The following is a 6,988-nucleotide window of genomic DNA, read 5'->3' as shown; positions in this document are numbered from 1 at the left end:
AGACCGATGACGAGCGGTTCGCCGATGATTTCCATTGGCTTGCCGATAGGATCGAGTAAGCAGCAGCGACGAGATCGGGCCATACATGCACGGAAAGTACGATCACCCCGATTGGCACTTCGTTAGATTGGGCGAGCAACGCCCATTCTAACGACAGGAAAACCAACATGAACAAAAGCGAACTGATTGATGCCATCGCTGCGAAAACCGATACCAGTAAGGCTCAAACCGGCGAGGCACTTGACGCCATCATCGAAGTCATCACGCATGCCTTGGTGAAGGGCGAGACGGTGCAACTGATCGGATTTGGCAGCTTCAGCACCGGCAAACGCGCGGCGCGCACAGGACGCAATCCGAAGACAGGCGAGGAAATTCAGATTCCGGAAGCGAAGACTGTCAAATTCATTGCGGGCAAAGCGTTCAAGGACGCGGTCAACGCGTCGAAGAAGAAATAAGTACGCGGCTGCTGACGGGCACAGGTTCGTCAGCGCAGAGCCGCACCTGATTTGCATTCGTACATTTTGTCGTTGATTTCATGGCCCGATCATCATCCCGCCACAGCACAAGAAAAGCGGTTGTGTCGCGATAACGGAGCCATGACGAGCAAGCGGCGATTCGCTTAGGAGTCCTTAGATAAGCAGCGAATAGAACTGCGCGGCGACCGTTCGAGTGGCGTGGTCACCCTTCATTTGGCCTTTGCGGATCATGTGCATGATCTCAATGCCGGCCAGGATGATGCGCGCTATTGGAAGCCCACGCGTACGGCATATTTCGAGCATGTGCCGAAAAGCCGTATCGAGGCAGTCGTGAGCGAAGCGGTCTCGCCGCAGAGCGCGGCCGAATTTCGCGGCATGAAGAAGGCCGACGCAGCGGGGGCCGCAGAGCTTCGCATGGCGGACTCAGGTTGGTTGCCCGAGGTGCTGCGCAACCGCGAGGTCCCCAAACAGGTCGCTTACGGCTATTGGGAGAACGACGATGATGAATCCGACGATGAGGCGGTGACTGATGCGGACGCGATGAGCGAACAGCCCGACGAGGGGGCGCAGCACGAAGCCGAAGCAGCGTAAGCGGCGCGTGCGTTAGCTAAGCATCGTTTGAACTAGCAGCCGTCCGGGCGAGTGCTCGGACGGCTGTTTGCGTTCGCATCGCCAATGCGGTTATCGAGGGCCCTGCTTAGGCGGGGTCGTCTTTTTTGGGGGGCGCCGGCTCGAAAGGGTTCGGCCACAGTTCCTTAACGACCGCATCGGCGCGCGCGCTTCGCTGCGCGGGTGTCAGCAGGCGCTTTTGTTCTCGCGTCAGGTCGGCAGTGAGCCAGTCGTCGGGCAACCGCGCGCCAACGGGCGCAATCGGGGTGCGCACCCGCTGACTCCGCGGCGTGGGCACCGCGCCCGACCTTGTTTCAGCGACAGGCGATGACCCGGGGGATTGCTCCGTTTCGACAGCCGGTGCTTTCGCTGGCTGACTGAGAGCGGGGGGCGATTCCGTGCGCGTCGAGCGGGAAGCGCGGGCGACGATGCCCCGTTCTCGTCTAAGCCTTTTGAGGGTCAACGCGAATGTTTGATAGGTAAAGACGAGCCCGGTCTGCGCGAGGTCTTCAATGATCGCGGCATATCGGACGCCTGCCCGGATCGCGCGCTCAACGCTGTCGAACACGTCGCGAAGCTGGGCGGTCTTGGATCTACCGTCGGAGGCGACGGAGAGGGCATTGAGCCTTTGTGCGCGTTCTGCGGCGATCTGAGCGGTCATGGCTGTACTCACATGAGGGGAACGGCGACAGTATGCCGTGAATTGATCGATCTATGCACCAGTAGCGATCCCCTCGTGATCCTTCCCTCTCTAACGACCATTCAAAAGTGATCCAAAAGTGATTCACGTCGATCTCGCGACGATCTATCCTCGGGTGGTCGGCTGCAAGCCGAGGCACGATAGATATGTTCGACAAATTGCTGACGCAATTTGCCGCCCATATCCCGTGCTCCAAGGGGACACCCCTTGGAGAACCCGCCCGGCTACGCCGGCGGTGTGGTCGACGCGCAACGCGCGTCGACCGTCAGTCCACTCTGTAATTCGCGCTAACGCTCGCGGTGGCCACGGCCCCCCTCTTGCAAAGCAGGTGTTCAGATCGTGTGGAGTACTCGGGGCTGTGCCGCGCCCACGCCCACCGAGCGATTGAACGGCTGGCGCGGTTGGGGGCCGTCAAGGCGCGCAGCGCCGATTGCCCCCGCGCGCGGGGGCGTGGATTTGTCTTTCCGACGTACTGATAAAACTGCGCTGATTAAGGTCCGACAATTAAGAGCCATTCATCCCGACAATTAATCGACGACAGAGGCGAGCGTACGGCGAAACCCGGCCGTGATCTGTGGATAAGTCAGGCAGAGGTCAAAGTTTGTGGGGTGTCGGGCCGTGCTCGACGGATGCTGCGCGCCGCTTTCGCTACCGCAGTGCGTCCGGCTGCGCTGTCGTCAACGGCGCACGCAGCGGCTGGCGAAGGGATGCGGGCGGGGCCCGCTATCGTTGCTCGCTGCTGGCGACCTCGTAGCAGCGTTCGCGGTCCCAATCAGGATGAAGGGCTTTGAGGATGCCCACACGGCGAGCGATCGCCTCGGCGCGATCGGTGGCTACCCCAGGCGCGTCGACGGTGTGTGCTGCGCCGGCGCGACGGCGGTTGTGTAGGCGCTGGACCGTCGCGCTTAGCGCGAGCGTGGCTTGCGCCTCGGCGCGGCTTGAGCGCAGCTGCTCGCGCTCGGCCTTTGCGACTTGCGCCGCGGCACGATAGCGGCGCATCACGGCCTTGCTGCGTTCATGGCGTAGCCATTTGGAAAGATTGAACGCGCCAAATAGCGCAGCCGGTAACTGGCGCAGCGATGCCAAGCCGCGATAGCCGCCATCTTCAGTGCGCTCGACCCGCTGCTGGGCCGTGACGAGTCCGGCACGCTGGAGATCGCGCATCGCGCGTTCGGTCCGGCGCACGGGCAAGCCGGCGTGGCTGGCGAGGAACGGCAGCGTCATGTTCAAGAACCCACCATCGCGCTGCGGGATGCCGACTCGCAGACTCGCCAGGTCCAGATACTTGATCATTGCCCGCAGCAGCTGGACGCACGCGATGCGGCGCTCGAGGCGCTGCTGGCGAACGCTTCCGTTCGCCGCATTGAGCGTCGGTAGATGGCGACTCGGATCGTCCAGGTACGCGTCGAGGCGCTTTTGCATCTCAACAAGGATGCGCGGCCGGTTCCCGCCTCGGGCATCCATTGCGTCGGGCGTGCGCGCGTGAGCCGGCACCGGCGCGCAATTGTGCGACGGTATTGCACCGTACGCTGAGAGCGGATGCGGCCGATTGTGCATCAGACCGTCGGCTTCGGGTCGTCGGCCGGCGATGGCCGATCCGGCTCGGGACGATCCGCTTGCGGCTGGGGCAGCTGCTTCGCCTGCGTGCGGGGGCTTGAGCCACCAAGCACATCGCGTACGTGTTGCTCGACGCGCGCGTGGCGGTAGTCGTCCATCGCTCGGTTCAGCCGTCCATCACTGAACTGCACGCGTAGTCCCGCGTCGACGGCGATCCTGGCGGCCGCCAACTGGTTGGCGTCGTCGCCGGTCAATTCGAGCGTGCGGCCGAACTTGCTTTGCGCGAGGCGCAACCCCGCCTCGATCGCCGACCGATCGACTTGCAGCACCTGCACACTGGCGCCGCGATCGCGCACGAGGTCGCGGCCGTCCTGGCGGTAGGTCACGGTACCCCGCTCGTCCACCGACCAGGACAGGCCGGACGACCGGAAGATAATCGCGTTGTGTTTGTCATCGGCATCCGGCCGGGATGTGGTTGGCCGGATTACGCTGAATCCTTCGCCGTCGGCGGTGTCGGTCGATTCGGGGCGTGCGGTGCGGCGCAGCGCTTCGAGCGCTCGCTCGTCGCCCTGTTCGGCGCGCTTGCGTAGCCAGTCGGAAAAACTTGGCCCGCTAGGCGGCCCGAACTGAGCCTTCAGCGCGGCGCGTTCGTGCGCGATCGCTTGCCTGAGGGCATCCTCGAGACCCAACCGCTCGACGCGCGCCAGCGACGTCGCCGCGCGTCGTCCAGCTGGCGTCAGCCGCACGTCTTGTTTGATTGCGTCCCGCCGGGCCCCGAATGCGCTGCGGATCCCGTCGCGACGCTGCTGTTCGCTCGAGCGCTGCGCGAGCCACGCGGCGTGGCGTGCTGCGATGTGCGACTCCCGTGCGCTTGTGTACTCCCGCCACAACGCCGCGCGCGGCAGCTCGCGTGGCGCTGGAATGGGCTCGCCTGCCTGCTGGCGCTGATAGATCTCGCGCAGCAACGGAGCGGCTTCGCGCCAGAAAAGATTCAGTTCCTTCGTGAGGAAGTCGGAGACGTTCAGCGAACGTTTGCCGGCACGAATACGATCGGTGCCGTCCCGGCCTGTCACGACCACGTACTTCGCTGGCCGCACACCGTGTGTGTACGAGACCTCCGCGAGCAGGCGCCGAGCGTCAAGATTTTCACGGATCTCCCGAAATTTCTCGGCCTGGCTGCTCGCTTCGCGGCGCTCGCGCACTTGTCGCGCAAGCTCACACAGCACGTTGTCGGACGCACGGCCCGTATGGCGCGGCGTGACGAACGCCTCATCGCCGGCGCGCGAGCGTCGCAAGCGATACGGCGGGACCTCGGCTGCAATCTCCGGCTCTCGCACTGAGTTCGGAGGGACGGCGCCAAACTCGAAAACGCTGTCGACCGCGTCAAACCGGTTGATGACGCGCCCAGGCGTGTCATCAGCTTCCCAGCCGCATTGCCATGCCAATGCCGCGAGGTCGGTTTCACGATCGTCGAACTCGTCGATGCCGTCGGCCGGCTGGCCACCGAACTCATAGTCGCGTGCTACACGACGAAGATGTTCATCGAGTCCGGCGGCCGCGTCACCGTCGCGATAGCGGTCGATCGGCGCCGTCCAGTGGCCGTTCCGATCCGACATCCAGGAAGGCAGCAACAAGATAGGCTCGGCCTCGAAATCGAACGCCAAGCCGATCGCGTCAAACCGGCTACCAAACGGATCGCGCCGGCGGTCGTCAAACCAACCCGGAGGTAATGGGGCTTGCGGCGGTCGCGTAACCGGCGGCCGCATCGACGGCAGGTCTCCGAACGGATCGCGGAACATGTAGTGCGCTTCGAGCGCCCGGTGGTACGCGGCTACGTCATCGGGCGAGAACTCACCTACTCGTTGCGTTGCAGGCTCTCCAGCGCGATCTGCACGCCATCGCAAGCGATCCGCGGGTACGGCGCCATCTGGCTCCAGCTCGTGAAGCGCATGATCCGGCAGTAGCACTGCAAATCGACTTCCGAGCCCGTCCACAGCCCGGCCGGGCAGTCCATGCAGATCGTCGAAGGATTCGGCAGTCTCTGACGGGGCAATTGAGACAACGTCAAACTGCCCATCCAACCTGTCGAATCCGTCGATGCCGGGCTCTGGGACGCCTTCGTCCGGCCTGCCGAATTGCCACCGCGAGGCGTCGAGCTCGATTTCGCGTTCGTCGAGTTCGTCGACGGCATCGGCCGGCTGGGCGCTGAATTCAAATACTCTTCCATGTCGTCGGAGATGTTGTTCGAGTCCGGGGAGGGTGTCGTCTGCTCGGTCATGATGAGCCCTTAAATGTTGCGCGTAGAAACCGCGTTCAAGTTCCGCGAGCATCAGCTGGCGGTCGTGGGGTGAAGACTCCTGGTATTGCTGATAGAGGCGACTGCCGCTATTGAGGTACTTCAATTCGCGCGCTCGGCTTGCGTACCACTCATCGAGTACTGCGGTGATCTCGTCGGGCGTGCGGCGCTTCGCGACGCCGGCCTCGTATCGATCCGCCGCATCAGCCGACAACGCTTGCAGTTTTTCGGCAGTTGGCAGCTCAATGAATTCGTGCGTGAAGACGGGATCTTTCAAATTCACGCCTTTTTCGGCCCCGGCGGGCTTCACGTTCGGGTAGGCGTTGTCTTGGCCGGCGTTGCGCATGAGGACCCGGCCGTGCTCACGCAGCAGCGCCATGAAAGCGTCGTAGTCCTCGATTTGGCGGTCGAGGACCGCATCGAGGATCGCTTCTTTCAGCTCGCGGTTATTCGCGCGAAAGAGGTCGCCCCGATAGCGACTTATCATTTCCGAAGCGTCGGTAAGCAGCGTGCGGCGATTGTCTTTCGGGCTGGCAAGCCCATACGCTGCATTCGTGTGCTCCTGGAACGCATCGATGTAGTGCAAGTTCTGCTTATCAAAGCCAAACGGACGAAGCGTCTGCCCCGAAATCAGATTGCGCTTCGGGATGACGATGTGAATGTGCGGCTTGCGTTCGACCAGTTCGCCCGTCGCCTTATCGATATAGCTCTTGATACGAGGAAGGTGCGCTTCGGCATAGAAGCAGTATTCGTCCGGGCGATATGCATGCAGAGCGAACGCCTCGAAGTCACGAGCAATCTGAAACAGCGTTTCACGATCGACATGGTCTTCCTTGAAGCTCAGCGTGATCGACAGGTAACGGTCAACGTTGGGCGCCGCGTCGATCGATTGAATCACCGCGTCAGTCAAATCGAGGTCGCCGGCGAGCACGACGCGCTCATCCATCTCGTCACGGCCGTGCTCCCGCCCGACTTTGCGGCCGTCCTCGAGATATTCTTTGACGCCGTCGTGATGGCCGCTCAGTCTAATCAACACGATGTAGGTGCGCCTTGAGCAGCTGGGTAATCATCTCCAACTCGTCGACCAACGCGACGAACGTGGATTCCGACAGGCGGCCGGACACGCGCGCCGCGTTCGCTACGTGGGCGAGTTGGTTGATGTTGTTTCCTGTCTTGTTGATGACGTACATGATGCGCTGACGCTCAACCGTGGCCCGTGGACGCGCAACGATCTGCGTCCGATTTGTCAGCACGCATTGGCGGAAAAATTCGGACGGCGTCAGGCACGAGGCGCCGACTTTGTTCAAGTAGGCAGCGTATTCCGCTTCACTTAGCCGAAACCCAACGCGC

The 6,988-nt window shown here is 62.6% G+C and carries 6 protein-coding genes and 1 pseudogene; 2 read left to right on the top strand and 5 right to left on the bottom strand.

Features of this window, described 5'->3' with window-relative positions; genetic code table 11:
- The first annotated feature begins 167 nt into the window (after positions 1–167).
- Positions 168–455: an HU family DNA-binding protein gene (locus GWC77_RS23165; protein WP_173260689.1), complete on the top strand. Its 288-nt coding sequence runs from the start codon at positions 168–170 to the stop codon at positions 453–455.
- Between the two features lie 174 nt (positions 456–629).
- On the opposite strand, the pseudogene GWC77_RS23160 reads toward GWC77_RS23165, so the two are convergent.
- Positions 630–743: pseudogene (locus GWC77_RS23160) on the bottom strand (IS6 family transposase); the annotation flags it as partial.
- A 63-nt stretch (positions 744–806) separates the two neighbouring features.
- Between GWC77_RS23160 and GWC77_RS23155 the strand changes: the two are divergent.
- Positions 807–1,067, top strand: a complete 261-nt coding sequence (locus tag GWC77_RS23155; RefSeq protein WP_173260687.1) for a hypothetical protein — start codon at positions 807–809, stop codon at positions 1,065–1,067.
- Between the two features lie 106 nt (positions 1,068–1,173).
- Here GWC77_RS23155 and GWC77_RS23150 read toward each other — a convergent pair whose 3' ends face one another.
- From GWC77_RS23150 to mobC, 4 genes are all read right to left on the bottom strand, one after another.
- The gene (locus tag GWC77_RS23150) at positions 1,174–1,746 is read right to left on the bottom strand and encodes a hypothetical protein (protein ID WP_173260685.1); all 573 of its coding nucleotides are present in this window, start codon (positions 1,744–1,746) and stop codon (positions 1,174–1,176) included.
- Positions 1,747–2,508: 762 nt separating this feature from the next.
- Positions 2,509–3,207 (bottom strand): hypothetical protein, encoded by a 699-nt coding sequence (locus tag GWC77_RS23145; protein WP_254367107.1) that lies wholly within the window; start codon positions 3,205–3,207, stop codon positions 2,509–2,511.
- Between the two features lie 134 nt (positions 3,208–3,341).
- Positions 3,342–6,674, bottom strand: a complete 3,333-nt coding sequence (locus GWC77_RS29710; protein WP_367949086.1) for an LPD7 domain-containing protein — start codon at positions 6,672–6,674, stop codon at positions 3,342–3,344.
- Entirely contained in the window at positions 6,664–6,945 is a 282-nt protein-coding gene (gene mobC / locus GWC77_RS23130) for a plasmid mobilization relaxosome protein MobC (RefSeq protein WP_367949085.1), read from the bottom strand. The genes GWC77_RS29710 and mobC overlap by 11 nt, the downstream gene beginning before the upstream one ends.
- Positions 6,946–6,988: the final 43 nt, after the last annotated feature.

The sequence above is a fragment of the Paraburkholderia sp. NMBU_R16 genome (genome assembly GCF_013282575.1).
Taxonomy (GTDB): domain Bacteria; phylum Pseudomonadota; class Gammaproteobacteria; order Burkholderiales; family Burkholderiaceae; genus Trinickia.
Note: the sequence above shows the minus strand (reverse complement) of the source record. Positions and strands in the feature narration are given on the sequence as shown.

What these genes read in the sequence shown, in the direction of transcription:
- GWC77_RS23165 (WP_173260689.1), top strand. Translation starts at nt 168, where the DNA reads ATGAACAAAAGCGAACTGATTGATGCCATCGCTGCGAAAACCGATACC.
- GWC77_RS23150 (WP_173260685.1), bottom strand. Translation starts at nt 1,746, where the DNA reads ATGACCGCTCAGATCGCCGCAGAACGCGCACAAAGGCTCAATGCCCTC.
- GWC77_RS23145 (WP_254367107.1), bottom strand. Translation starts at nt 3,207, where the DNA reads ATGCAAAAGCGCCTCGACGCGTACCTGGACGATCCGAGTCGCCATCTA.